Here is a 26363-nt window from a genome sequence, read left to right on the forward strand (position 1 = left end):
CGTGCTAGCGGGCCTTGAGGTCGACGATCCGCCACCGGTCGTTCTCGAGCCGGGCCGTGACGGTGAGTTGGGCCGCCGCGGTGGTGGCCTCGTCCTCGCCGCGACGGGAGGTCTGGTCGAGGAAGACCAGCAGGCGCGCCCTGTCGCCGTCGAGTTCGATCACCCCGGTGCGGACGGCTCGGGTGCTCAGGGTGACGCGCTGCCCGGTGAGGTCGTCGCGGACCCGGTCGAAGAGTTCCCGGTACTGCCGGGCGGCGCGGCCGCCGAGGGCGGTGCGTGCGGAGCGCTCGGTGGCCGCGGTGCCGTCCGGTGTGTAGGAGAAGACGCGGGCCAGGGCGTTGCCGACCTCGCCGGCGACGCGGGTGGTGGCCTCGGTGTCGGTGAGCGCGCGGTTGCGGGCGGACTCGGCCGACGTCAACTGGTGGGCGCCGTAGAGGAAGCCGCAGCCACCGAGGACGAGCACCGCGGCGGTCCCGGCGAGGGCGGCCCGCCGCAGACGACCGCCGGGCGGCCGGCGGGTGCGGGCACCGTCCGCCTCGTTCGCCGTGTCCGTCGTGTCCGTCGTGTCCGTCGTGTCCGTCGTGTCCGCGGAGAGTTCGTTCCCGGAACTCTCGTTCCTGGGACGCCCGCCCCCGCGCAGCAGCCGTGTCGGCGTCATCGGTCCCCGCCCTCCTGCTCCTGCGCGAGCGGTACCGCGCTCAGCGCCCGCACCTTCCACTCCCCCTCGTCCGTGCGGGCCAGGACCGCCTCCAGGCGTTTGCGGTCGGTGGCCGGCTTCTTCGACCCGGCGGGCGTGACCTCGACACGGACGGTGGTGATGAGCTTGGCCGTGCCGGTGCGCGTGTCGAGCGCGGTGACGGCGGCCTCGGTGACCGTGCCGCGCGCCGAGGCGCCCGCCTTCGCCTCGGTACGGCCCAGTTCCTCGCGCAGCGGCCCGGTGGAGGCGTCGCGCCAGGCCCGGATGCCCTGCTCCGCCCGCTGCCGGGTGGAGGCGTCCAGCGTGGTAAGCACGGCGACGCCCTCCCGTCCGTCGGCGAGCGCCTCGTCCCGCTCCCGGCCGTACGCGAGCGCGTCGTCGGTGCGCGCCTGCGCGTACGTCCACGCACCGGTGCCGCAGAAGCCGAGCGCCAGGGCGAGCCCCGCGCCGGTGAGGACCCGGGCCCGCCTCATCGCGTGCTCCCGCCGGCCGGGGCGAGGAGTCCCGCCATGTCCTGCGGCGCCTCGCCGTCCTGGCCGGGCAGGGCGAGGGCACCGGGGAGCGCGGCCGGTCCGCCGGTCCGTGCCCCGCCGCTGCCGGAGGGCAGGGAGCCGGGCCTGGCCGGGTCGGGCACCGCGCCGCCCTTCGGGGCGTTCGCCGAGCCGCGCACGTTGAACCCGTCCGCGGCGGAGGCGGTGCAGGCAGCGCCGGTGTTGAGGGCGGGCGTGGTACCGAGGTCGAGCCCGTTGCGGTAGCGCGTGGCGCCGTATCCGGCGGTGCAGGGCAGGGGCTTGAAGAAGGTGACGGCCATGCCGAGGTTCAGCTTCCCTCCGTCGACGGCGGTGGCGCCGACGGCGACGGCCGCCGGGTACTTCACGAGGAGTTCCTCCGTGCCGCGCTGCCGGGTGACGGCGATCTCGGAGGTGGTGAGGAGGTTGGCGAGGACGACGCCGAGGCTCGGGTCGAGGTCCCGCAGGACGCCGCTGACCTGGGTGGCGGCCTCAGGGGTGACGGTGAGGAGGCGGCGCAGGTCGGCGTCGGAGCCCTTGAGGGTGCGGGCCAGCTCCTTCGCCCCGACGGCGAAGTCGCGGATGGCCCGCTCCTCCTCGGCCTGGGTGCGCAGGACGGTCTCGCCGTCGGTGATGAGCCGGGTGGTGGAGGGCAGGGCGCGGTCGGCCGCCTCGACGAAGTCGCTGCCGCTGTCGAGCAGGACCTGGAGGTCGTCGCCGTGGCCCTCGAAGGCCTTGCCGAACTCGTCGACGACCGTGCGCAGGTCGTCGAGCGGGACGGAGCGGGCGAGGTCGTCGATGCTGCTGAGCACGTCGGTGACGGGTGCGGGCACCTGGGTGTCGGCCTGTTCGATGCGGGCGCCCTCGGCGAGGTAGGGGCCGCCGTCGCTCTCGGGCCGCAGGTCGATGTACTGCTCGCCCACGGCGGAGAGGCCGGCGACCACGGCACGGGTGTCGGCGGGGATGCGCGGGGCGGACTTCTTGATGCGCAGTTCGGCGACGACGCCGTCGGCGGTGAGGCCGATCGGTCCGACGCGCCCCACGGAGACGCCCCGGTAGGTGACGTCGGAGTGGGTGAACAGGCCACCGGTGCGCGGGAGGCGCACGTCGACGGTGTAGTGGTCGGCGACGCCGACGTACCGGCCGAGGTCGGCGTAGCGGAGGCCGAGGTAGGAGAGGGCGAGGACGGCGACGAGGAGGAAGGCGAGGTTCTTCAGCCGTACGGCGAGGGTGATCACCTGCCCTCACCCCCGTCCGGGGCCGCCGGTGTCGCGCCCGTCCCGGTGGCGGGCGCGGACACGGAGGGCAGCGGCAGGGGCGAGGAGTCCCGCGACGGGGCCCCCGACGGCGGAACGGACGACGACGGTGACGCGGCCCCCGGTGCGCCGCCGCCCTTCCCGGCGGACCGCTTCTCCCCCGCCGCGCCCGGTCCGCCGCCCGCCGGGGCGGACGGCGGGGCCGCGTCCCGGGGCACCAGGGGCGGGATCACCTGGGTCCCGGGCGCGGCGACCATGCTCAGGTACACGTTGAGGTAGTCGCCCTTCACCCCGCGCAGCACCTCGTCGGTGAACGGGTACGTCAGCAGCACCTGGAGCGAGTCGGGCAGGTCCGCGCCCGCGTCCGCGAGGGCCTTCAGGGTCGGCGCGATGGCCTCGAGGTCGGCGATCATGTCGTCCTTGCTCGCGTCGATGGTGGAGACGGCGACGCCGGAGAGCGTGTCGAGGGAGCGCAGCATGGTCAGCAGGGAGCCGCGCTGTTTCTCGAGCGTCTTCAGCCCGGGTGAGAGGTCGGTAAGGACGGTGCCGACGTCGTCCTTGCGGGTGGCGAGGGTCGCGGAGAGCCGGTTGACGGCGTCGAGGGCGTCGGTGATGTCGCCCCGGTGGTCGTCGAGGTCGGTCACCAGGGTGTCGACCCGTTTCAGCAGGGAGCGGACCTCGGGTTCGCGGCCGCCGAGCGCCGCGTTGAGTTCCCGGGTGATGGTCCTGAGCTGGTCGACGCCGCCGCCGTTGAGGAGCAGGGACAGCGCGCCGAACACCTCCTCGACCTCGGTGTTGCGGCTGGTGCGGGAGACCGGGATGACGCCCCCGTCCTCCAGCCTTCCGGCTCCGCCCTCCCGGTCGGGGGCGACGAGCTGGACGTACTTCTCGCCCAGCAGGCTGGACTGTTCGAGCCGGGCGGTGGCGTCGGCGGGCAGCCGCACGTCGCCGTTGATCCTCATGGTGACGCGGGCCGACCAGTCGTCGCGGCCGAGTTCGATGCGGGTGACCCGGCCGACGGCGACGTCGTTGACCTTCACCGCGGACTGCGGGACCAGGCTGAGCACGTCCTGGAGTTCGGCGGTGACGGTGTAGGGGTGGTCGCCGAGGTCGGCGCCGCCGGGCAGCGGCAGGTCCTCGATGCCGTCGAAGCGCGGCAGCTCGACGGTGACCGCGCCGAGGGCCAGGGTGAAGCCGAGGCCGAGGGCGAGGAGTCCGCCCAGGGTGAGGCCGGCGGCGCCGCCCGTGGTGAGCGCGCCGCGCCTCACCGCCGCGGCCCTGGGGCCGAAGTGCCGTCCGCCGCGCTTCATCGCTCCCCCTTCCCGGTGGCCGCGGGCCCGTCGCCGTGCGCGGACGAGCCGCCCGTCGCGGGCAGCGGCAGCAGCGGTCCGCCCATGCTGATCTCGTTGAGGTTGGCGCGGCCGTCGAGGGTGCGGGTGTCGGGGTTGTAGGCGTTCACCACGTTGCCCGCGGCCAGCGGCGCCACGTCCAGTGCCTCGGCGAGCGAGGCCCGTTGCTCGACGAGGGTCCGGGTGAGGGGGACCAGCCGGTCGACGTTCTTCTTCAGTTCGCCCCGGTTGTCCTCGATGAAGGTCTTGACCTGGCCGAGCGCGGTGCCGAGTTCCTCGAGCGCGCCGGCGAGGTCGTCCTTGTTGTCGGCGAAGAAGCCGACGACCTCGTCCAGGCGTTCCTGCGCGGTGCGCACGTCGGTGTCCTTCTCCTTCAGCATGGTGGTGAAGGTCTGGAGCCTGCGCAGCGTGTCGAACAGGTCGCCGCTGCTGCCGTCGAGGGTCCTGGCCGCCTTGCCGAACTCCTCGATGCCGTCGCCGATGGCCTCGCCGTTGCCCTCGAGGTTGGCGGCGCCGGTGCTCAGCAGTTCGGACAGGGCGCCGCCGGAGTTGGCACCGTCCGGGCCGAGCGCCCGGCCGAGTTCGGTGATCGAGTCGTAGAGCTGGTCGATCTCGACGGGGGTGCGGTTGCGCGCGGCGGGCAGGACGGCGCCGTCGGCGAGGGCGGGGCCCGTGCTGTGCGCGGGGGTGAGCTGCACGTAGCGGTCGGCGACGACGCTCGGCGCGACGACGACGGCCCGCGCGCCCTCGGGGACCTTCACGCCCTCGTCCAGCAGGAGGCCGACGCGCACCGTGGTGCCCTGCGGCCGCACCGACTCCACCTCGCCGACCCGCACCCCGAGGACGCGCAGGTCGGACCCGGCGTAGATGCCGACGGCGCGGTCGAAGTAGGCGGTGATGCGGGTGCCGTCGGAGTCGAGGACCCGGACGGCGGTCAGGCCGCTGGCGGCGAGCACCGCGAGGGCGAGCACGCCGGTGAGGACTCTTCTGCGTCTGCTCATCGCTCACCGCTCCCCTGGGCCGCCGCCTGTCGCGGCGGCATGCAGCCGGTCTCGGGCAGGGACGTCTCGGGCAGGTAGTCGCGGGGGACGACGCCGCACAGGTAGCTGTCGAACCAGCGGCCGTTGCCCAGGGTGTTGCCGACCAGGCGGTAGTACGGGCCGACCAGCGCGAGGGTCTTGCCGAGCTGGGTGTTGTTCTTCTCCAGGACGTCGGTGACCCGGCCGAGGGCCTTGAGGGTGGGGCCGAGCTGCTTCTCGTTGTCCTCGACGAGGCCGGCGAGTTCGATCCCGAGCTTCCTGCTGCCCTTGAGCAGGGCGCGGATGGCGTCGCGGCGGTCCTGGAGTTCGCCGAGCAGGGAGCCGCCGTCCTCGATGAGGGTCTCGAAGCTGGACTTCCTGTTCTGCAGCGTCTTGGTGAACCGGGCGCTTCCCTCGAGGAGTTCGGAGAGTTCCGCGTCGCGCTCGGAGACGGACCTCGACAGCGCGGACAGGCCGTCGGCGGCCTTGCGCACATGGGGCGGGGAGTTCTCGAAGGTCTCGGAGAGGGTCTCGAAGCTCTCCGCGAGCCGCCGGGTGTCGATCTCCTCGACGGTGGAGCCGAGGTCCTGGAACGCCTGCGTCACGTCGTAGGGGGAGGTGGTGCGGGACAGCGGGATGCGGCTGCCGGGGTCCTGCCGGCCGGAGCCGAGCGGGTCGAGCGCCAGGTACTTGTCGCCGAGGAGGGTCTTGATGGCGATGGCGGCGGTCGTCCGGTCGCCGAGCCAGGCGTCCTCGACCTCGAAGGTGACCTTCACCCTGGCGCCGTCCAGCGCGACGCCGGTGACCTCGCCGACCTTGACGCCGGCGATGCGCACCTCGTCGCCCTCGTCGAGGCCGGCGGCCTCGGAGAAGTCGGCGCTGTAGTGCGTACCGCCGCCGAACGGCAGCCGCTGCGCGTTGTGGACGAGGGCGGTGAGCAGGGTGAGGGCGAGCAGCCCGACGACGGCGACGGCGACGGGGTTGCGTTCCCTGACCGGTGTGATGCGCGGACGCCGGGACGCGGCCGGCCGGCCGGTCCGGTCGCGCCGTGCGAAGGGTCTCATCCGCGGCACCTCGATTCGGTGATCGCGATGCCGGTCGGCGCCTCGGAGCCGTCGGAGGTGGTCACTCCGCTCACGCGTGCCTCGCAGAGGTAGAGGTTGAACCACGATCCGTAGGAGGACAGGCGGGCCAGGGCGGTCATCTTGGCGGGGGACCGGTCGAGGAAGTCCTCGATCTGCCCGGTGTGTTCGCCCAGGCCCGTCGAGAGCCGGCCCAGTTCGCGGATGTCCCGTTCGAGGGGCGCGCGTCCGTCCTCGAGGAGACCGGCGGTGACGGTGGTCAGGTCGCCCATGGCCTCGACCGCCTCGCCGAGGGGCTTGCGGTCGTCGTTGAAGCCGGTGACGAGGTCCCGCAGGGTGACGACGAGGTCGTCGAAGCCGTCCTCGCGGTCGTTGAGGGTCTCCAGGACGGTGGTGAGGTTGTCGACGACCTCGCCGATCACCTCGTCCTTGGCGGCGACGGTCGTGCTGAGCGAGCCGATGTGGCGGATCAGGCTGTCGACGGTGGCGCCCTCGCCCTGGAGCACCTGCACGATCGATCCGGCGAGTTCGTTGACGTCCTTCGGGGAGAGCCCCTCGAACAGCGGCTTGAAGCCGTTGAAGAGCAGGGTCAGGTCGAGGGCGGGCGTGGTGCGGTCGAGCGGGATGGTGTCGCCCGCCTCGAGGGTGCCGGTGAGGTCGCCGCTGCCGCGGTCGAGGGCGATGTAGCGCTGGCCGACCATGTTGAGGTACTTCACGGCGGCGGTGGCCGACCGGGGCAGCCGGCGGTCCTCGCGGACGGTGAAGGTGACCTGTGCGGTGCGCCGTTGCACGACGCGGACATCGGTCACCTCGCCGACCTCCACCCCGGAGATCCGTACGCTGTCGCCGTCGACGAGTCCGGTGACGTCGGTGAACAGGGCCCGGTAGGTGCTGGTGCCGGTGCCGACGCCGGTGTCGGCGACGCTGAGGCCGAGCACGGTCGTGGCGAGGGCGGTGACCACCACGAAGGCGAGGGACTTGAGCAGCGGTCCGGTCAGCGGGCGGCGCCGGGTGTGCGCGTGGTCCGTGCTGGTCATCCGAGGGTCACCTCCGTGCCGCGGTAGGCCGGGCCGACGAGCAGGCTGCTCCAGTCGGGCAGGTCGCCGGGGTGCCGGCCGGCGGCGGGTGCGAGCAGTTCGTTGACGAGGTCGTTCTCCTGCGGGGAGTTGGCGGGCCCGAGGTCCTGGTCGGCCGCCGCGGCGGCCTGCGCGGCGGGCCGGGCGAGGGAGCCGAGGTAGGGCACGGAGGGGCAGCGGGGGCCGCCGCCGGCGCCGTACACCGGGGTGTCGCGGCCGGGGAGGTAGGCGCCGCGCGAGGGGACGGCGGTGACGTCGACGTGGATGCCGGGCCGGTCGGTGCCCTTGCCGAGCGCCTTGTCCATGGCGGGCACGAACTCGGCGAGGGTGCGCAGGGTGCAGGGGAAGGAGGGGGCGTACTCGGCGAGCAGTTCCAGGGTGGGCCGGCTGGTGGCGCTGAGCCGGATGATGTTCTTCTCGTTCTGCCGCAGGAAGGCCGTCATGTCCTCGGCCGTCCGGGTGGTGGCGCCGAGGGTGCCGGCGTACGCGGCCTCCTGCTCGGCGAGGGTGCCGCTGGTGGTGGTGAAGTCGGTGAGCGCCGTGATGATGTCGGGCGCGGCGTCCGCGTAGACATGGCTGACCTTCACGAGGTGCTTGAGGTCCCGGTTGAGGGTGGGCAGGTGGGGGTTGAACTCCCTGAGGTGCGCGTCCAGTCGGCCGAGCGTGTCGCCGAGCCGGTCCCCGCGCCCCTCCAGGGCCTGCGAGACGGCCGACAGGGTCGCGGAGAGCTTGTGCGGCTGGACGGCGGTGAGCATCGGCAGGACGTCGTCGAGGACCTGCTGGAGTTCGACGGCGTTCTCGGAGCGGTCCTGGGGGATGACGGCTCCGGGGGCCAGGGGTTCGGCCGAGGGGGCCTCGGGCGGCACCAGGGCCACGAACCGCTCGCCGAACAGGGTGGTCGGCAGCATCTGCGCGCGGACGTCGGAGGGCACGTCGTCGAGGGCGCCGGGTTTCATGGCGAGGGTGAGCCGGGCCCCGTCGCCGGTGGCCTCGACGGCGCGGACCTCGCCGACGACGACGCCGCGCAGTTTGACCTCGGCGCCCAGGTGCATCTCGTTGCCGACGCTGCCGGTCTCGACGACCACCGGGTCGGAGTCGGTGAACCTCTTGTCGTAGACGGCGACGGCCAGCCAGACCAGCAGGGCGGGGACCAGCAGGAACACCACCCCGGCACACCGGCGGCGCACCGCTTCGCCTCGTGCTCCGCTCATCTCACCCCGCCACCTTCACGGTCGTGGTCGCGCCCCACAGGGCGAGCGACAGGAAGAAGTCGGTGACGCTGATCAGCACGATGGCGTTGCGCACGGAGCGGCCGACGGCGACGCCGACGCCGGCGGGGCCGCCCGTGGCGCGGTAGCCGTAGTAGCAGTGGGCGAGGATCACCATCACGCTGAAGATCAGCACTTTCAGCACCGAGAGCAGGACGTCCGTCGGGGAGAGGAAGAGGGCGAAGTAGTGGTCGTACGTGCCCTGGGACTGGCCGTTGAACAGGACGGTCACGGAGCGGGACGCCAGGTAGGAGGAGAGCAGCCCGATCGCGTAGAGCGGGACGATGGCGACGACCCCGGCGATGATGCGGGTGGTGACCAGGTAGGGCATGGAGCGGATCCCCATCCCCTCGAGGGCGTCGACCTCCTCGTTGATGCGCATGGCGCCGAGCTGGGCGGTGAAGCCGGCGCCGACGGTCGCGGAGAGGGCGAGCCCGGCGACCAGGGGGGCGATCTCGCGGGTGTTGAAGTAGGCGGAGACGAATCCGGTGAACGCGGCCGTGCCGATCTGGTCGAGGGCCGCGTAGCCCTGGAGCCCGACGACGGTTCCGGTGAAGAGCGTCATCGCGATCATCACGCCGATGGTGCCGCCGATGACGCCGAGGCCGCCGGAGCCGAAGGCGACCTCGGCGAGGAGGCGCTGCACCTCCTTGAGGTAGCGGCGCAGGGTCCGCGGGATCCACAGCAGCGCCCGGGCGTAGAAGAGCAGGTGGTCGCCGGAGCGGTCGAGCCAGACGAGCGGGGAGGCCATCGGGCCTCAGCCTCCCTTCGGCGGGACGATCTGGAGGTAGAGGGCCGTCATCACCATGTTCACGAAGAAGAGCAGGAGGAAGGTGATGACGACGGACTGGTTGACGGCGTCGCCGACGCCCTTGGGGCCGCCGCGCGGGTTGAGGCCCCGGTAGGCGGCGACGATGCCCGCGATGAACCCGAAGACCAGCGCCTTGAGTTCGCTGATGTACAGGTCGGCCGGCTGGGCGAGGGCGGAGAAGCTGGACAGGTAGGCGCCGGGGGTGCCGTCCTGCAGGACGACGTTGAAGAAGTAGCCGCCGAGGGTGCCGACGACGGAGACCAGGCCGTTGAGCAGGACCGCCACGCCCATGGTGGCCAGGACCCGGGGCACGACCAGGCGTTGCACGGGCGAGACGCCCATGACCTCCATGGCGTCGAGCTCCTCGCGGATCTTGCGGGAGCCGAGGTCGGCGCAGATGGCGGAGCCGCCGGCGCCGGCGATCAGCAGGGCGACGATGAGCGGGCTCGCCTGCTGGACGACGGCGAGGACGCTGGCGCCCCCGGTGAACGACTGGGCCCCCAACTGCTGGGTCAGGGAACCGACCTGGAGCGCGATGACGGCGCCGAAGGGGATGGAGACGAGGGCGGCGGGCAGGATGGTGACGCCCGCGACGAACCAGAACTGCTCGACGAACTCGCGGAACTGGAAGGGTCTTCGGAAGATCGCGCGGCTCACTTCGGCGGCGAGCGCGAAGAGCCGGCCGGTCTGCCGCAGCGCGCCGGTGATCATGCGCCGCTCCCGGCGGCGGGCATCGGCAGGGTGGGCGCCCCGGCGTTCCTCGCGTCGGCCTCCCGGAGGGCGGAGCGCGCGGCGGGCGGCAACTGGTCGATCATGCTCATGACACGCTCGCGCCGCCGGGCGACGGCCCGGCGCGGCGGGAGGCCGGGCGACGGCTCCAGTTGCGGGACGATCCGCCGGGGCCGGGACGGGGTGGTGCCGGCGGCGCCCGCCTCGGCGGCGAGGGTGGCCGCGTCCTTCTCCTCGGACATCCCGATGGGGCCCTCGCGCCGGCCGTCGAGGAACTGGGCCACGACCGGCTCCTCGCTGGTGAGCAGCACCTCGCGCGGGCCGAAGGTGACGAGCTCGCGCCGGAAGAGCATCCCCATGTTGTCGGGCACGGTGGCGGCGATGTCGAGGTTGTGGGTGACGATCAGCATCGTCGCGTCGATCTGCGCGTTCAGGTCGATCAGCAGTTGGGAGAGGTAGGCGGTGCGGACCGGGTCGAGCCCGGAGTCCGGTTCGTCGCACAGGATGATCTGCGGGTCCAGCACGAGCGCGCGGGCCAGGCCGGCCCGTTTGCGCATGCCGCCGCTGATCTCCCCCGGGAGCTTGCCCTCCGCGCCCAGCAGCCCGACGACCTCGATCCGCTCCATGACGATGCGGCGGATCTCGGACTCCTTCTTGCGGGTGTGCTCGCGCAGCGGGAAGGCGATGTTGTCGAAGAGGGACATGGACCCGAAGAGGGCCCCGTCCTGGAACATGAGCCCGAACAATTTCCGGGTCTCGTAGATATCCCTCTCGGGACTGTTCACCATGTCCACCCCGTTGATGAGAACACGGCCCTTCTCGGGTTTGAGCAGCCCTATGAGCGACTTCAGGAAAACGGTCTTCCCGGTGCCGGACGGGCCCAGCATCACGCTCACCTCTCCGGCGGGAAGGGTGAGTGTCACGTCCTGCCAGATGCTCTGCTCACCGAAGGACTTGGTCAGGCCCTCGACCACCACTTCGATTCCCATGTCACCTCCAGCGGACGTGTGTCGGACGTGCACCGCGGGCGCACGTTAGGTCGGCGCGGGACGTACTGACAACGGGTGCGGCGCCGGTTCCCCGTTCTCCTCCCGGAGTTTGTCACCGTGCGGACAACACGCCGGACCCGCACTTGTCTCCGGGGAGACAGGGCGGGGTCCTGCGGCTCCGGAGGGTGTGGATCCGCGGGACCCCGCCGACGGACCCCCGGCCCGAGCGGGAGGGCGAGGCCGGAAAGCATCCGTCATGGCTCCGGTCGGCGGGGGCCACCGACCCGGAACCGAGCACCACACCGGCACGTTACGACCGAGTAACCTCGGCGGGCAATACCGGAATACGAGTTTTCCGGGACACCGACTTCAGCCATCCCGAACCTGTCAGGGCGCAGATAAAACACACCTCCGACATTGTCACCGGGTGAGCAGGACGGCCCGACGGCGAGCGGCGAGCAGGGAGACCCCGCAACACCGGCCGGGAACACCGACATTGACATGTGGTGACTAAGGCGATCCGCGAATCACTCACCCCGGAAACAGATGGTTCCACTTTTCAAAGAATCATGAACGGTGGCATTGTTCGGCCAAGTTTCCCGCAAGTAACGTCATTGCTCGCGGACAGGGAACACCGAGCCGCGGGCCGCACGGCCTCCCTCTCGATCACCTCGGTCACGGCCCATCTCTGCCGGTCAATCCACAAGGAGAGTCCCAGGCCATGAAGAAAACCCTCAGAAGGACCGCTGTCGTGGCGGGTGCGGCCGCGGCCGCGTTCGGCCTCACCGCCGGGACCGCCTCGGCGGTGCCCTCCACGGTGTGGACCGTCACCCCGTCGGGCAGCTACACGGCGACGAACAGCGGCAACATCGTGCTGACCGCCACCATCCCGATGACGTGCACGGTCTCGGGCGCGTCGGGCAGCATGGGGAGCGCCACCGGCAACCCCGCCACGGTCGCCACCATCAGCGCCATCAACTTCGGCACCTCCGCCTCGCCGTGCACCAGCGTCCTGGGCACCGTCACCACCGTGGCGGTCACCCCCTGGACCGTCGTCGCCCAGGACTACACCGCCTCGACCGGCGTCACCAAGGGCTACGTCGGCAACGTCACCGCCAACGTGACCGCCGGCGCCTGCAAGTTCACCGTGACGGGCAAGGCCTCGGCCACCTACACCAACTCCACCGGCATCCTGGCGGTCAACAGCGTCGCCGGTGACCTGGCCGTCAGCTCCAGCCCCGCCCCCGTCAACTGCGGCACGGTGGTCACGACCGCCACCAGGCCCATCTTCAAGGGCAACTACGCCATCAAGGCGTCGAACGGCACCATCCCGAAGATCGTCGGCTCCAACCCGTAAGGCACCGCCCGCCCGCGTCCGCCCGGCCGGCACGCCCGGCCGGGCGGACGCGGACCGTCCCTGCCGGACCTCAGGGAAGCCGGCCGCCGGCTTCCGACGCCAAGCGACCCGAGCGGAGCAGCAGTGAGAGGCAACCGTGTCGCCGCATCGCGGCCACCCCGTGTCCGTGCCAGGACGGCGACGATCGGCGCGTTCGTCGTCCTCGCCGCCATGGTCCCGGCGGCGGCCTCCGCGGCGGGCAGCCAGGAGGTCGACGCCGAACTCCCCTACATTTGCGCGTTCCCCTCGGGAGAGCTGCCGGCGACGGTGCGGGTCTCGGCGGCGTTCCCGGACCGGGCGGGGGCCGGCGAGGCGTTCTCGCCCACCGGCGTCACCACCACCGTGGAACTCCCGGCGGAGGCGGTCGCGGACCTCACCGCGCTCGGTGCCGCCACCGCGCGGGCCGCCACCCGCCTCACCGTCGGCGTCACCCAGAACGAGGCCGCCGCCGAGGCCACCTGGCGCGGCACGGCGGAGCCGGTCACCCTCCCCGGGTCCGGACCGCTGGCGCTGACCACGACGGGGGACGTCCCCTCGGTGACCGGGCGGAGCGACGGCGACCTCGTCTTCTCCGCCGGGGACCTCGCCGTCGACCTGGAACTCGGCGCGGCGGACGGGTCCGCCGCCGACCCCGGCCCGCTGACCGTCGACTGCTCCCTCGCCGAGGACGCGCCGGAGGAGGGGCTGCTGGCCGCCGTGCCGGTCGGCACGGACGCACCGCAACCGAGCGGCCCGCCGTCCCTCCCGGGTTCCCCTCCCGGGCCGTCCGGTCCCTCCTCCGGTCCGGAGGAGGAGCAGGGGGAGCGCGCGCCGAAGGTCACGGAGGGCACGCCCGGCGGCACCGCCGCGGACCGCGACGCCCCACCGTGCCGCTACGACGAGAACCGTCCGCCCACGTCGGCGTCGCTGAACGCCTACGTCACGGGCTACACCAACGTGAACAAGCTGAAGGGCGCCTCGCTCCTCCCGGTGTCCTGCATGCTGATCGAGCAGGGCATCCCCGGTGACGGCCCTCCCGACCCGGACCACCTCGTCTTCGACACCGTGTCGCAGGGCGACTTCCACTACGAGGGGCGCAAGCGGACGCCCCCCGTCGAGAGCACCTTCCTGGCCTTCGGCTTCACCCCGGTGAAGGCCACCATGGTGCTGGAGCAGACGGGCCCCATCAGGATCGACTCGCGCATCAAGATGCGCCTCTCCGACCTCCTGACGATCGGGGAGACCTACATCCGGGCCCCGCTGGTCCTCCGGGTGACCGCCCTCGAGATCAACGGCACCCCCCTGGACGTCGGCCCCGACTGCACGACCGAGAAGCCCCTCACCTCCCCCGAGCCGGACCCCGCGAACCACCCCGGTGACCACGTGGTGCTGTACGGCAGGGGCGAGCAGGTCTTCGGTGAGGACGCCACCGGTTACATGCTCCTCACCGGCGGCCCGCTGACCGGCGAGGTGACCATCCCCGCCTTCACCGGCTGCGGCACCGGCGGCGAGCGGATCGACCGCCTCCTCACCGCCTCCGTCTCCGGCTCCGGCAACTACGTCAAGCAGATCCAGGGCCAGACGTGCTCGATCGCCAACCCGGTGTTCGAGACCCCGTTCACCAGGGGCGAGTGCACCGAGGACCTGCAGCCCTACCAGATTCCCGTCCCCGAGCGCTGAGCCGGCCCCTCCCTCCCGTCCCTCCCACCTCCACGGAAGGCCATCCCCATGCCCCGGTTCTCCCCCCGCACCAAAGTCGCCACCGTCTCCGCCCTGACCGCGCTCGGCGCCCTGGCCTCCCTGGGCACCGCGACCGCCGCCGAGCCCGCGCTGAACGGCGAGTGGGCGCCCTTCACCCGCTGCCCCGTCGACGCCCCGGCGATGCTGGCCGCCGACGGCTTCGACAAGACCCCGCAGTGCGTGGTCTCCACCTCCGCCGGCGGCTCCATCAAGCTGGGCAGGACCACCGTGGTCACGGGCAGGACCAACCTCCAGATCGGCGTCGTCCAGAACACGGACGGCACCAGCAGTGTCGTCGCCCCGCCCTCCGGCGCGCTCGTCGCCGACTCCGCCACCGTGCCCGGCGGCCTGCTCGGCCTGATGTGCCCGAGCGACATACCGGTGATCACGGCCCTCTGCGAGACGCTCGAGAACTCCAGCCTCAACAAGATCACCGCCACCATGGAGTCCGTCGGCGCGCCCTACGCCTTCGACCAGACCGCGGGCGTCCTCACGGACCTGCCCATCGTCGCCCTGCCGGTCCGCATCCACCTGGAGAACCCGCTCCTGGGCGGCAAGTGCTACATCGGGTCGGCGTCCCACCCGATCGTGCTGCGCCCGAAGAACCTCGACTACCCCGAGTTCGGGATGAGCCTCTTCCAGGGCAACGGCACTCCCGACGAGAGCGGCGAGATGAGCCGGATCAACCTCACCGGCGCCACCCAGAGCGACAGCACCTTCGCCGTTCCCGCCGCCACCGGCTGCGGCCTGAACATCGGCCTGATCAACGCCGCGGTCAACGCGAAGACCGGCCTGCCCTCCGCCTCCGGGAACAACAACCTCACCCTCGACGACACGCAGACCCACCTCACCGGCCTCAACGCGCCCGGCACCGTCGCCCCCGACGCCGGCAGGGTCCTGGCGGAGAACTGGCACTCCGCCGTCAGGTGACGGCCGGGCGGGCCGGCGTTCCACCGCCGCACCGGAGACCGGTTCCCGTGTCGGTGAAGCGGTTTCCTCCCAAGAGGTGTACAGCACAACAAAGTTGATTTACCTTCAGCTTTTCGGACCGGTGTGCACCTGGTGGGCCGGCCCAGGTTCCGTCCGCCGTCCGGCGTGGCGGTGCCCGGCCGGCCGCCCTGCCGGACATGTCGGAGAGCAAGGGATCGCTCATGCCCTCAATCGCACGCCCTTCGGTGCTCGGTGAACCGCTCGATCCGCTCCCCAGGAAGTTCGCGGCCTTCATGCGGCCGGAACTACCGGGCCTGCTGAACGAGATACGGACCGAGGTCACCCGCGTCTACCCGGTGTACGGCCGGCTGCTCAACGGTCCGGACGGGGACGCGATCCGCCAAGGCGTCGAGCAGGCGCTGACCGCCTTCGTGGACCGCGTGGCCGACCCCGGCAAGAGCTCCGAGACACGGGACCAACTGCTGCGCAGGTTCGGCCGGGTGGAGGCCTACGAGGGCCGCGACCTGGAGATCCTGCAGGGCGCCTACCGGCTCGGCGCCCGCATCGCGCTGCGCCGGGCCAAGACGCTGGGCCGGCAGTACAGCCTCTCCCCCACGCTCGTCCTCGCCTTCGCCGACGCCCTCTTCGCGTACGTCGAGGAGCTGGAGGCGGTCACCCGCGAGGGGTACGCGGAAGTGCGGGAGCGGGCCGCGTCCGAGGTGTCCGCGTTACGAAGACAGTTACTGCACCTCCTCCTCGCCGCCTCGCCGCTGCCCCAGACGACCGTCTCCGAGCTGTGCAAGGCCGCCGCCTGGGAACTGCCCCGGACCTGCTTCCTCGTCGCCCTCCGCCCCCCGGTGCCGGAGCACATCCAGGCCGGACTCGACGGCGACGTCCTCGCCGACCTGGACATCCCGCAGCCGCACCTGCTCGTCCCCGGGGACCTCACCCCGCAACGCCTGGACATGCTCGGTACCGCCCTGGCCGGCACCCGTGCCGCGGTGGGCCTGCCCGTACCGGTCGCACAGGCCGCGGACTCCGTCCGCTGGGCGCGCCGCGTGCTCCAGCTCGTCGACGACGGCGTGGTGCCCGACGCCCCGCTGCTCCGCTGCGAGGACCACCTGATCACCCTGTGGCTGCTGTCCGACCCGGCCCTCGTCGACCATCTCGCGGCCCGCGAGCTGGCCCCGCTCGCGGGCCTGCCCGCCAGGCGGCGCGACCGGCTCGTGGAGACCCTCCGGGCCCACGTCTCCACCCGGGCGCCCGCCGAGCAGGTCGGCGAGATGCTGGGCGTGCACGCCCAGACCGTCCGCTACCGCCTGCGGACCCTGGACGGCTACCTGGGCGACCGGCTCGCCGACCCCGACCGCCGCTTCGCCCTCGAGGTGACCCTGCGCTCGCTCCACCTGCGGGAGCACGGCGACGCGGAGTGACCACCGCGGCCGGTGGGGTGCGGGGCCGGCGGGGTCAGTGGGCGACGGGCCATCCGCTGCTCCAGTCCAGGAGGTTGATGCCGAGCTTGGGGGTGCCGCCGTCGTTGCCGTCGTAGTAGTGGTAGACGATCAGGTCCCCGTCGACGTCCTTCAGGATCGACTGCCCGCCGGGGCCGATGACGCTGCCGTGCGACTCGAGCACGGGCGTGCCCCCGTTGCTCATCATCGCGACGCCGTTCCTGTCGCGGTACGGCCCGGTGACGGCGGTGGCGCGGCCGACCTTGACCTTGTAGGTCGAGCCGGTGCCGGCGCAGCAGGTGTCGTAGGAGGCGAAGAGGTAGTAGGAGCCGCCCCGCTTGACGATGAACGGCGCCTCGACGGCCTTGGTCCCGGTGGGGCGGGAGGCCAGGGAGTAGCGGGTGGTGTTCGAGGAGAGCTGCTTCCCGGTGGAGGGGTTGATCTGGATCATCTTGATCCCGGTCCACCAACTGCCGAAGGAGAGCCACCACTTGCCGTCGTCGTCGACGAAGAGGTTGGGGTCGATGGCGTTGTAGTCGCTGGAGGAGGTGGAGGTGTGGACGGTGCCCTGGTCCGTCCAGCTGCCCGGCTGCCCGGTGGTGGAGGTGGCCAGCCCGATGGCGGAGGTGTTCGAGCCGAACGACGAGACGGAGTAGTACATCAGGTACTTGCCGCCCTGGTACGAGATGTCCGGCGCCCACGCCTCCGGCACGGAGGAGTAGGTCCGCCACCAGCTCGGGCGCGAGGAGAACGCGTCCGCGCCGGCGGAGAAGGCGGTGCGGTCGGCGGAGGTCTTGTTGCTGATCCCGCCGCCGGTGGCGTAGAGCAGGTACTGCCCGGAGGACGTCCGGACCATCGACGGGTCGTGCGTGACGACGGAGCCGGTGACGCGGCCGGGGTCGGGGTACGCCGAGGCGGTGGTCGGCACGAGCGCCAGGAGGGCGGCGGCGGGGAGGGCGAGCAGGGCGGTGCGCATTCGGGTGAGACGGAGGGTGCGGTTCATACGGGTTCTCCTTGCGGTGGGGGTCACGGCCTGATGGCGTGTTCGCCATCTCGAACAGCGATCGCAAGTTCGAACGGACCGTAGAATCGAACCCCTTGCGCGTCAATGACCCGCGCAGCCCCGATCCGCAGCGGACCCGGCGACCTGGGGCCCGGCGGACGGCAGAAGGTCGAGATCGATCGGTACCGCGAGAGCGAGCGAGCCGGTGACGCACCCCGGCCACGGGCGCGCCACCGACCCGCCGACCCGCCACCGGCCCGCCGGCGACGCGTCAGCGACCGGTCAGCGGCAGGTCGGCCGCAGGTCACCGCCCCGGACACTCCTTCCACGCCAGGTGGCACACCGTGCTGATGTCCCCGTCCGCGGAGTCCATCGTCAGGAAGCTGACCTCACCGGGGGACGTGGCCCCCGCGCTGACCCTCAACTCCGTGTTGATGTTGAAGTTGTGCTGGACCCCGCAGGGCGCCCAGACCACCTGGGCCCGGTCGGTCGTGTCCGTGGCCTGCCAGTTGCCGTCGAGGGGGCCGGTGAAGGGGTGGGTGCGGTACTCCGTGTTCGAGGAGCCCTGGAAGTAGTACGAGGCCCGCTGCGTGCCCTGCGTGCCCTGCGCGCCGGGCCGCAAGGAGGCACGGAGGTGGGTGAAGACCGGGAGCGCTGGAATCGTAGGGAGCGCGGCGATCCGCGGACAGGGTGAACTCCGGCCATTCACATCCGGTCGCGCCCGACCGCACCCGACCGCGCCCGGTCACGTCCGACGCGCCACAACAGGGCGAACCGGGACGTAACGGAACCCCGCGTGAACGGGAGGGGGCCGGTCCGTGGACAATGGCCCACCGGGGCCGCCCCGGCGCACTCACGCAGCCCCGCACAGCACAGCAGGCACAACAGGAGGCGCTCCCTTGGAGCTCAGCAGGCGTACCTTCACCGCCCTGGCCGGCACGGCGGCGCTCGGCCTCGCGCTGGCCGGCAGCAGCGGGGCGGTGCCCGGACCGCGCGGGGCGCGCACCGTGCCGACGGGACCGCCGCCCCCCGCGCCGAGCGCGGACGGCAAGCGGCACCGGGTCGGTTTCGACCGGTACTCGCTGCTGGTCGACGGCCGGCGCCTGGTGCTCTGGTCCGGTGAGGTGCACCCCTTCCGGCTGCCGAGCCCGTCCCTGTGGCGGGACGTGCTGCAGAAGCTGCGCGCCCACGGGCACAACGCGGTCACCGTCCACGTCCCGTGGAACCACCACTCCCCCGCGCCCGGACGGTACGACTTCACCGGGGTGCGGGATCTGGACCTGTTCCTGCGGACGGCCGCCGAGGAGCGGCTGTACGTCGTCCTGCGTCCGGGGCCGGGCGGTGCCGCCGACGTGGACGCCGGCGGCCTCCCGGGGTGGCTGACGGTCGCCGAGGGCACGGCGCGGACCGCCGACCCGGCGTACCTGCGGCACGTCGACGCGTGGCTGAGCGCGGTCGACACCATCGCCGTCCGGCACCTGTTCACCCGGGGCGGCGGCACCGTGCTGCTGTACCAGCTCGAGGACGGGTCCGGCGTCCGCGCCGACGATCCGGCCGGGCGCGCCCACCTGACCCACCTGTACGAGAAGGTGCGCGCCGACCGCATCGACGTACCGCTGTTCCACACGGGCGGCGGGCCGGACGGGAGCGGGGCGCCGGAACTCCTCGGCACCGGCCGGGAGAAGGGGCGCCTGCTGCACGGGATCGACGTGGCCACCCCGCCCGGTGAGGTGCCGCCGGACCTCGGGCACTTCGGGGAGCACGGGACCGGCGCCGGTACGCGCACGCCCGGCTTCCTGGCCGGGGCGGCCGGCGGGGCGGCCGACCCGTGGGGCGGGGCGCCGTCCGGCGGCAAGGGGTACGCGCAGGTGCGCCGGACCCACGACGCGGCGTACGAGCGGCGCAACCGCCTCACCCACCTCGCCAACGGGATCACGGCGCACACCGTCCGCATGGCGTTCGGCGGGACCTCGTGGGGCTGGCTGCCCTCGCCGGGCGTCTACACCTCGTACGACTACGGGGCGGCGATCGACGAGGGGCGCCGGCCGACGCCGAAGCTGGCCCCGCTGCACCAGCTCGGGCACCTGGTGCGGACGGTGCCCGACCTCGCGCGGCTGGACCCGGCCGAGGAGGTGCGGGCGGCGGACGAGCGGATCACGGTGTACCACCTGGCCAACCCCGACACCGACGCCCAGGTGTACGTCCTGCGCAACGACTCCGCCGAGCAGGTCACCTCGATGCTGCCGGGGACCGACGTCGACGTGCCCGTCACCGTGGGGGCGCGGGACGCCAAGCTGCTCGTCACCGGGCTGGAGCTGGGGCGGCGGAAACTGGCGTACTCCACCGCGCAGCCCATGCTGAACACGACCGTCGGGCGGCTGGACATCGCGGTGTTCACCGGCCGGCACCGCGAGGTGGCGCAGGTCGCGCTGGACTGCGACACCCAGCCGGTCACCAACCGGCTGGACGACGAGCCCGCGTGGGCCTACGACCGGGGCAGGCTCAACGTGGTGGTGCCGCTCGGGGTGGGCGGGCTGAGCCGCGTGCTGGTCGAGGGCGGGGACTCCGAGACGCCCATGCTGCTGCTGTTCACCGACGACGCGACCGCCCTGCGGCTGTGGCCGTACGAGACCCCGTCCGGCCCGCTGCTGGTCTACGGTCCGGCGCTGCTGCGCTCGGCCGCCCTGCGCGGCTCCACCGTCCACCTCACCGGCGACGTCGTCGGCGCGACCGGCCTCGAGGTGTGGGCGCCGCGCGGGATCACCACCGTGACCTGGAACGGGCGGCCGGTGCGCACGCACCTCAGCCGGGCCGGGAGCCTGCTGATGGAGGGGCTGTTGCCGGCGGCGCCCCGGGTGCGGCTGCCCGCGCTCGGCGGCTGGCGGAGGCGGGACGGGAACCCGGAGTCCGAGCCGGACTTCGACGACTCGGCGTGGACGGCCGCCGACCGCACGTCGTCCCGCAGCACCACGCCCGTGCCCGAGGGCCGGCCGGTCCTCTTCGCGGACGACTACGGCTTCCACTACGGCGACGTCTGGTACCGGGGACGGTTCGAGGACGCTCGCGGCCTCGAGGCGGTGTCGCTGTCCTACAGCACCGGTACGCAGGGGCTGCTGATGGCCTGGCTGGACGGGCGGCCGCTCGGCACGCACCGCATGCCGGTGCCGGACGAGGACACGGCGGAGCGGGGCACCTGGACGGCCACGGCCACCTTCGAGGTGCCCGGGAAGCTGCGCCGGCGGGGCCGGCGGGTGCTGTCGGTGCTCGTACGGCGGATGCAGCACGACGGGGGCCGGGCGGACGGCGGGGCCGGGGACGCCCGCCCGGACGCGTACCGGGCCGCGCGCGGACTGCTGTCGGCGGACTTCGAGGGCGGCTCCCGGGACGTGGACTGGCGGATCCGGGGCGCCGTGGAGCCGGACCGGGTGCGCGGGCCGCTGAACAACGGCGGGCTGCACGGGGAGCGGGAGGGCTGGCACCTGCCGGGGTACGACGACCGGGACTGGGAGGCCGTGGAGTTCCCGCGCGAGGACCGGCGGCAGGGGGTGGCCTGGTACCGGACGGACTTCCGGCTGGACGTCGACCCCGGCGTGGACGCCTCGATCGGGCTCACCCTCGAGGACGATCCGGAGCGCGCCTACCGCGTCCAGATCTTCCTGAACGGCTGGAACATGGGCCAGTACATCAACGACGTGGGCCCGCAGCACACCTTCGTCCTGCCGAACGGGATCCTCCGCACGCGTGGGTCCAACACCCTGGCCCTGGCCGTGCTGTCCGACGGCACCACACCCGCGGGTCCGCGCGACGTCCGGCTGACGCTGCTGGGCGCGGCGGAGGGCGGGGTGCCGGTGGAGGCGGTGGACTCACCGGGGCGGTGAGTCCACCGCCCCGGCGGGTCCGTCACGGAGCCGTCGCGAGCCCCTCGGGCCCGTCGGGCCCGTTCCGGGCCGCGGTGCTCCCCCTACGCCAGCCGGATCACGTTCCAGGACAGCGGCTCCAGGACGGTGGTCAGCCGGCCGTCGGCCAGGGCCGTGCCCCCGGCCGTGCGCGGGGTGACCCGCTCGGGGTCGTCGAGGGTGTTGCGGGCGTCGGGGTCGGCGTCCGCGAGGACGCTGTGCTCGATCACCGAGGTGAGGCCGAGCCCGCCCAGCGCGACCTCCAGCGGCAGCGCCGCGGTGCGGCCGCGGTTGACCGCGAAGACGGTGACCGTGCCGTCCTCGGCGCGCACGGCGGTGGCGTGCAGCAGGTCGGTCTCGCCGTACCGGGCGGTCTCGTACGTCGGCGAGTCCACGCGGACGTCGAGGACCTCGCCGCGGCCGTACTTCGAGGCCTGGGCGAACGGGAAGAACGTCGTCTGCCGCCAGGCCGGGCCGCCCGGCTCGGTCATGATCGGGGCGATCACGTTGACGAGCTGGGCCAGGCAGGCGACGGTGACGCGGTCGGCGTGCCGGAGCAGGGCGATGAGCAGCGAGCCGAAGACGACCGCGTCGGTGACGCTGTAGTTGTCCTCCAGCAGGCGCGGGGCCTCGGGCCAGTCGTCCTGCTCGAAGGTCCGGGCCTGTTCCTGCCAGCGGGACATGTACCAGACGTTCCACTCGTCGAAGGAGAGGTTGATCCTCTTCCTCGACTTCAGCCGCGCGCCCACGTGGTCGCAGGTGGCGACCACGTTCTCGATGAAGGACTCCATGTCGACGGCCGAGGCGAGGAAGGAGTCGACGTCGCCGTCCACCGGCTCGTAGTAGGCGTGCAGGGAGATGTAGTCGACCAGGTCGTACGTCTCGGCCAGGACCTTGGCCTCCCACTCGGCGAAGGTGGGCATGGACTGGCCGGAGGAGCCGCAGGCGACCAGTTCGACACCGGGGTCCTGCTGGCGCATGGCGCGGGCGGTCTCGGCGGCGATCCGGCCGTACTCCTCGGCGGTCTTGTGGCCGGTCTGCCAGGGGCCGTCCATCTCGTTGCCCAGGCACCACAGGCGGATGCCGTAGGGGTCCTGGTCCCCGTGGGAGGCGCGCAGGTCCGACAGCGCGGTGCCGGAGGGGTGGTTGGCGTACTCCTGGAGTTCCAGGGCCTCGGCGACGCCGCGGGTGCCGAGGTTGACGGCCATCATGGGCTCGGCCTGCGGCCCGAGCTTCCGCAGGAAGTCCATGTACTCGGACAGGCCGAAGCGGTTGGTCTCGGTGGAGTGCCAGGCGAGGTCGAGGCGGCGCGGGCGGTCCTCGACGGGACCGACCGAGTCCTCCCACTTGTAGCCGGAGACGAAGTTGCCGCCGGGGTAGCGGACGGCGGTGACGCCGAGTTCGCGGACGAGTTCCAGGACGTCCCCGCGCAGGCCGGCGGCGTCGGCGGTGGGGTGGCCGGGTTCGTGGATGCCGGTGTAGACGCAGCGGCCGAGGTGTTCGACGAAGGAGCCGAAGAGGCGGGGGTCGACCCGGCCGACGGTGAAGGCGGGGTCGAGGGTGAAGCGGGCGGTGCGCATGGGGTCCTTTCGGGAGGTCGGTTCCGTTCGCGGGTGGTGGGCGGGGAGGGGAGGGCGGCCGGTTCTGGCCCCGGTCGCGGAGGACTCACTGACCCGCCAGACCGGTGTGGGCGACACCCGCCACGATCTGGCGCTGGAAGAAGACGAAGACGATGATCAGCGGCAGGCCCGCCATGAGGCCGCCGGCCATGAGCTGGGCCCACTGGATGCCGTAGGAGTTCATGACGGTCGCGATGCCGTTCGGCATGGTCATCAGGTCGGGGTCGTTGGTGACCATGTACGGCCACAGGAAGTTGTTCCACGAGCTGATGAAGGTGAAGATGCCGACCGCCGCGAGCGAGGGGCGCGACAGCGGCAGGACGATCGTGAAGAAGACGCGCCAGCGGCCCGCGCCGTCGATGAAGGCGGCCTCCTCCAGCTCGCGCGGGACGCCCTGGAAGAACTTGTAGAGGATGTAGACCATCGCGGCGGGCGCGCACTGCGGCAGGATCATGCCCCAGTAGGTGTCCACCATCCCCAGCTGCTGGACGGTGGTGAAGAGGGGGACGCCGAGCACGGCCGGGGAGACCATGAGCCCCGCCATCACCACGCCCAGCAGGACGCCCCTGCCCCGGAACTCGGTGCGGGCGAAGCCGTATCCGGCCAGCGCGCTCACCAGCAGCACGACGGCGGTGACGCAGACGGAGACGACGAGGGAGTTCACGAACCAGTTGGTGAGGTTGCCGGTCTCGAGGAGGGTCGTCCACGCCTGGCCGGTCCAGTCCTCGGGCAGCCAGTGCGGCGGCACCTCGACGGCCTCGGTCTCCGACTTCCACGAGGTGGACAGCGCCCAGGCCAGCGGGGCCAGGAAGACCGCGGAGACGGTCGTGCCGAGGAGGGTGAGCACGATCTGGCCGGTCGTCCACGCCTTGCGGGGCCCGACCCGGGTCCGTGGTGCGGCGGTGGTCATCGGCCGCCCTCCTCACGGTTGCGCAGCAGCCACATCCGGGCGAGGGCGACGGCCGCGATGATCACGAAGAAGATGACGGAGATCGCGGAGGCGTAGCCCACGCGGTAACTCGTGAAGCCCTGTTCGAGGGTGTACTGCACGAAGGTGCGGGTCGACTCCTCCGGCCCCGGCCCGAAGTCCTGCATCACGACGGCCTGGTCGAAGACCTGGAGCGAGGCGAGGACCTGCAGGGCGACGACCAGCCCGGTGATGTGGCGCAGCATCGGCAGCGTGATGCGGACCATGCGGTGCCAGGCGTTCGCGCCGTCCAGCTCGGCGGCCTCGTAGAGGTGTCGCGGGATGCCCTGGAGCGCGGCGAGGTAGAGCAGGAAGCTGAAGCCGACCGTCCACCACAGGGTGGTGATGACGATCGCGAGCATCGCGTACGACTTGTCGGTCAGCCACGGCGTCTCGATGCCGAGGACGTGGTTGACCATGCCCGTGCCGGGGTTGAACAGCCACTGCCACAGGTTGGCGGCGACGGTGGACGGCAGCAGGAACGGCGTGAAGAAGCACAGCCGCCACAGCCACTTCCCGCGCTCGATGTGGTGGGCCAGCATCGCGAGCAGGAAGGCGAGGACCGTGATGCAGGGCACCACGAGCAGCGTGAAGGAGGCGCTGTGGCCGAGCGCGTCCCACATCAGCGGGTCGTCCAGGGCCTCGCGGTAGTTGTCGAGGCCGACGAAGCTCGTGCCCTCGCCGGAGATGTTGGCGTCCGTGAGGCTCAGGTGGAGGCCGCGCACCAGCGGCCAGATCACGAAGAGCGCGAACAGCACGAGGAACGGGGCCACGAACCAGCCGCCGTGCTGGAAGCCCGGTCCGCGGCGGACGCCGGCCCCGGCGGCGGTCCTCACGCGGGCCGGGCGGACGACGGTCTCGGCACCGGTCGTCGTCATGCGGCCGCACCCCCCTGCGCGGCGGTGCGGCCGTCCATGGGGTTCTTCGCGGCGAGGAGCCGGCCGAGCGTGTTCTTCATCCGGCGGGCGGCGGCCCGGGGATCGGCGGAGCCCGTCGTGGAGGAGACGACGATCGGGCCGACGCGCTGGGCGAGGATGCCGGTGGAGCCGGCGAACCACACCTTCGGTTCGGTGGCCTGGTGGTCCATCGCCGAGACGTACTCGCTCTGCGGGTCCAGCTTCCGGTACGCGGCCGAGGACAGGGTCGGCGTGTACGCGGGGATGTGCCCGCCGGCGGCCCACTGCCGGGCGTGCCGGACGACGTGGGCGGCGAGCCGGTGGGCGGCTTCGTTGGTGGCGCCGCCGCGGTCGGACTGGTGCGGCAGGACGAAGGCGTGCGACTCGGCGTGGGTGGCCGGCCGGCCGAAGACGGGCGGCAGCGGGGTCGCGCCGTAGTCGACCTCCGCGCCGTCGAAGACCGGCACCGACCAGTTGCCCTCCCAGACGAAGGGGGCGCCGTTGATGAACTGTTCGGCGCCCGCGCCGCCCCCGAAGCCCGGGTCGGCGTACCCGTCGGTGACGTGCCGGCGCAGGAACCGCAGGACCTGGACGGCCTTGTCGGTGTCGAAGGTGACCTCGGTGCGGGTATCGTCGAACCAGGTGCCGCCGAGCTGGGTGTAGAAGGCGACGAAGAACCACCACTGGAAGTTCTGGTCGTTGTGCCACAGGCCGATGGTCTGCAGCCCCTTCCCGGTGGCCCGCCTGGCTTCCTCCAGCAGGGCGAACCACTCGTCGGTCGACGTCACGGGCACCATCCGCCCGTCGGCGCCGAGCAGGCCCGCCTTCTTCAGCACGTCCCTGCGGTAGAAGCAGAGCTGGACGTGGATGTCGAGCGGGAGGGCGTAGAGCCTGCCGTCGACGACGGCGCGCTTCCACAGGTCGGGGTTGAAGTCCGCTTCCTGCACGCCGTACTCGGCGAGCAGGCCGACGTCCCAGGGGTCCAGGAGGCGGCCGGGTGAGAAGCCGGTGACGCGGCCCAGGTGCATGACGCCGAGGTCCGGGGCGCGGTTGCCCGCCGCCGCCATGGCGAGCTTGGTGTAGAAGGGGCTGCCCCACTGGAGGGTGGAGTCCTTCACCTCGATGCCGGGGTTGGCCTCGCGGAAGGAGTCCAGCATCGCGATCATGTTGGAGCCGTCGCCGCCGCTGAAGAGGTTCCAGTAGCGCACACGGGTGTCCGCTCCGGAGGCGAGTGCGTCGGCCCCGGTCCCGAGCGCCGCGAAGCCGAAACTCCCGGCGACCGTCAACCCGCCTAATCCGGCGAGGAGTTGCCTGCGATCCAGGTCAGGTCGTCCCATGCCTGCCCCATCTGCTCGTATGGATGCCCATCAAGGAGTTGTTCGACATATCGAATGGTGCCCGTAACTTCGAACGGGACCGTAGGTGTCGGGCGCGGCCGCGTCAATGCCTCGGACAAGAACCCGGGGCAGGGCTTTCCCCGCGTCCCCGCGTCCCCGCGTCCCCGCGTCCCCGCGAGGCGACCACCCCGGAACGCCCCCGGCGGTACGCCCCGGAAGGCGTCCGCCCGCTCCGGTCCGCACGGTCACGCACGGTCAGGTGTGACCGGAGAACGGTCACCGGTTCGCATGACGCGGACACGTGTGGCCGCGTAGGCTCGAACGGCCTTGAGTGGGACGGCTGATGAGCGGTGACGAGAGCGAG

The 26363-nt window shown here is 72.3% G+C and carries 21 protein-coding genes and 1 pseudogene; 5 read left to right on the plus strand and 17 right to left on the minus strand.

Annotated features, from left to right (window positions below; translation table 11 throughout):
• Nucleotides 1-4: 4 nt before the first annotated feature.
• From CP969_RS13155 to CP969_RS13205, 11 genes are read right to left on the minus strand one after another with little or no spacing between them, the layout of a single operon-like run.
• Nucleotides 5-658, minus strand: coding sequence for a nuclear transport factor 2 family protein (locus CP969_RS13155; protein ID WP_016826430.1), 654 nt, complete (start codon nt 656-658; stop codon nt 5-7).
• Nucleotides 655-1170: a hypothetical protein gene (locus CP969_RS13160; protein WP_004988595.1), complete on the minus strand. Its 516-nt coding sequence runs from the start codon at nt 1168-1170 to the stop codon at nt 655-657. Before CP969_RS13160 ends, CP969_RS13155 begins: the two co-directional genes overlap by 4 nt.
• On the minus strand, nt 1167-2444 hold the full coding sequence (locus CP969_RS13165; RefSeq protein ID WP_016826429.1) for an MCE family protein: 1278 nt from the start codon (nt 2442-2444) through the stop codon (nt 1167-1169). The genes CP969_RS13160 and CP969_RS13165 overlap by 4 nt, the downstream gene beginning before the upstream one ends.
• A complete protein-coding gene (locus CP969_RS13170) occupies nt 2441-3772 on the minus strand; it encodes an MCE family protein (RefSeq protein ID WP_016826428.1) in 1332 nt (443 codons plus the stop codon). Before CP969_RS13170 ends, CP969_RS13165 begins: the two co-directional genes overlap by 4 nt.
• The gene (locus tag CP969_RS13175; RefSeq protein WP_026085217.1) at nt 3769-4812 is read right to left on the minus strand and encodes an MCE family protein; all 1044 of its coding nucleotides are present in this window, start codon (nt 4810-4812) and stop codon (nt 3769-3771) included. The genes CP969_RS13170 and CP969_RS13175 overlap by 4 nt, the downstream gene beginning before the upstream one ends.
• Entirely contained in the window at nt 4809-5894 is a 1086-nt protein-coding gene (locus tag CP969_RS13180; protein WP_004988589.1) for an MCE family protein, read from the minus strand. Before CP969_RS13180 ends, CP969_RS13175 begins: the two co-directional genes overlap by 4 nt.
• Nucleotides 5891-6949 carry an MCE family protein gene (locus tag CP969_RS13185; protein ID WP_004988588.1) on the minus strand — a complete coding sequence of 353 codons (1059 nt, stop codon included), beginning with the start codon at nt 6947-6949 and terminating at the stop codon, nt 5891-5893. Before CP969_RS13185 ends, CP969_RS13180 begins: the two co-directional genes overlap by 4 nt.
• The gene (locus CP969_RS13190; RefSeq protein WP_026085215.1) at nt 6946-8199 is read right to left on the minus strand and encodes an MCE family protein; all 1254 of its coding nucleotides are present in this window, start codon (nt 8197-8199) and stop codon (nt 6946-6948) included. The genes CP969_RS13185 and CP969_RS13190 overlap by 4 nt, the downstream gene beginning before the upstream one ends.
• Before the next feature lies 1 nt (nt 8200).
• Nucleotides 8201-9007 (minus strand): MlaE family ABC transporter permease, encoded by an 807-nt coding sequence (locus CP969_RS13195; RefSeq protein WP_016826424.1) that lies wholly within the window; start codon nt 9005-9007, stop codon nt 8201-8203.
• A 6-nt stretch (nt 9008-9013) separates the two neighbouring features.
• Entirely contained in the window at nt 9014-9778 is a 765-nt protein-coding gene (locus tag CP969_RS13200) for an MlaE family ABC transporter permease (RefSeq protein ID WP_004988583.1), read from the minus strand.
• The gene (locus CP969_RS13205; RefSeq protein ID WP_016826423.1) at nt 9775-10785 is read right to left on the minus strand and encodes an ABC transporter ATP-binding protein; all 1011 of its coding nucleotides are present in this window, start codon (nt 10783-10785) and stop codon (nt 9775-9777) included. The genes CP969_RS13200 and CP969_RS13205 overlap by 4 nt, the downstream gene beginning before the upstream one ends.
• Nucleotides 10786-11506: 721 nt before the next feature.
• Here CP969_RS13205 and CP969_RS13210 point away from each other — a divergent pair.
• From CP969_RS13210 to CP969_RS13225, 4 genes are all read left to right on the plus strand, one after another.
• Nucleotides 11507-12142 (plus strand): hypothetical protein, encoded by a 636-nt coding sequence (locus CP969_RS13210; RefSeq protein WP_004988573.1) that lies wholly within the window; start codon nt 11507-11509, stop codon nt 12140-12142.
• A 123-nt stretch (nt 12143-12265) separates the two neighbouring features.
• A complete protein-coding gene (locus CP969_RS13215) occupies nt 12266-13840 on the plus strand; it encodes a DUF6801 domain-containing protein (RefSeq protein WP_026085214.1) in 1575 nt (524 codons plus the stop codon).
• 48 nt (nt 13841-13888) lie between these two features.
• Nucleotides 13889-14830, plus strand: a complete 942-nt coding sequence (locus tag CP969_RS13220) for a hypothetical protein (RefSeq protein ID WP_016826420.1) — start codon at nt 13889-13891, stop codon at nt 14828-14830.
• A 221-nt stretch (nt 14831-15051) separates the two neighbouring features.
• Nucleotides 15052-16263 carry a PucR-like N-terminal domain-containing protein gene (locus CP969_RS13225; protein WP_026085213.1) on the plus strand — a complete coding sequence of 404 codons (1212 nt, stop codon included), beginning with the start codon at nt 15052-15054 and terminating at the stop codon, nt 16261-16263.
• A gap of 34 nt (nt 16264-16297) precedes the next feature.
• On the opposite strand, the gene CP969_RS13230 is transcribed toward CP969_RS13225, so the two are convergent.
• Together CP969_RS13230 and CP969_RS13235 are read right to left on the minus strand one after the other, a co-directional pair.
• Nucleotides 16298-17284: an arabinan endo-1,5-alpha-L-arabinosidase gene (locus CP969_RS13230; protein ID WP_016826418.1), complete on the minus strand. Its 987-nt coding sequence runs from the start codon at nt 17282-17284 to the stop codon at nt 16298-16300.
• Nucleotides 17285-17588: 304 nt separating this feature from the next.
• Nucleotides 17589-17912 (minus strand): annotated as a pseudogene (locus CP969_RS13235) (DUF4360 domain-containing protein); the annotation flags it as partial.
• 271 nt (nt 17913-18183) lie between these two features.
• Here CP969_RS13235 and CP969_RS13240 point away from each other — a divergent pair.
• A complete protein-coding gene (locus tag CP969_RS13240; protein WP_016826416.1) occupies nt 18184-21162 on the plus strand; it encodes a glycoside hydrolase family 35 protein in 2979 nt (992 codons plus the stop codon).
• An 83-nt stretch (nt 21163-21245) separates the two neighbouring features.
• Here the strand turns inward: CP969_RS13240 and arfA are convergent, their stop codons facing one another.
• The 4 genes from arfA to CP969_RS13260 form a co-directional block, all read right to left on the minus strand.
• A complete protein-coding gene (arfA, locus tag CP969_RS13245; protein ID WP_016826415.1) occupies nt 21246-22760 on the minus strand; it encodes an arabinosylfuranosidase ArfA in 1515 nt (504 codons plus the stop codon).
• 85 nt (nt 22761-22845) lie between these two features.
• The gene (locus CP969_RS13250; protein WP_016826414.1) at nt 22846-23709 is read right to left on the minus strand and encodes a carbohydrate ABC transporter permease; all 864 of its coding nucleotides are present in this window, start codon (nt 23707-23709) and stop codon (nt 22846-22848) included.
• Complete coding sequence (locus CP969_RS13255) at nt 23706-24644, minus strand: carbohydrate ABC transporter permease (protein ID WP_016826413.1); 939 nt, start codon at nt 24642-24644, stop codon at nt 23706-23708. The genes CP969_RS13250 and CP969_RS13255 overlap by 4 nt, the downstream gene beginning before the upstream one ends.
• Complete coding sequence (locus CP969_RS13260; RefSeq protein ID WP_026085212.1) at nt 24641-25999, minus strand: extracellular solute-binding protein; 1359 nt, start codon at nt 25997-25999, stop codon at nt 24641-24643. The genes CP969_RS13255 and CP969_RS13260 overlap by 4 nt, the downstream gene beginning before the upstream one ends.
• Nucleotides 26000-26363: the final 364 nt, after the last annotated feature.

It is taken from the genome of Streptomyces viridosporus T7A (genome assembly GCF_008704515.1).
Classification (GTDB): Bacteria; Actinomycetota; Actinomycetes; order Streptomycetales; family Streptomycetaceae; genus Streptomyces; species Streptomyces viridosporus.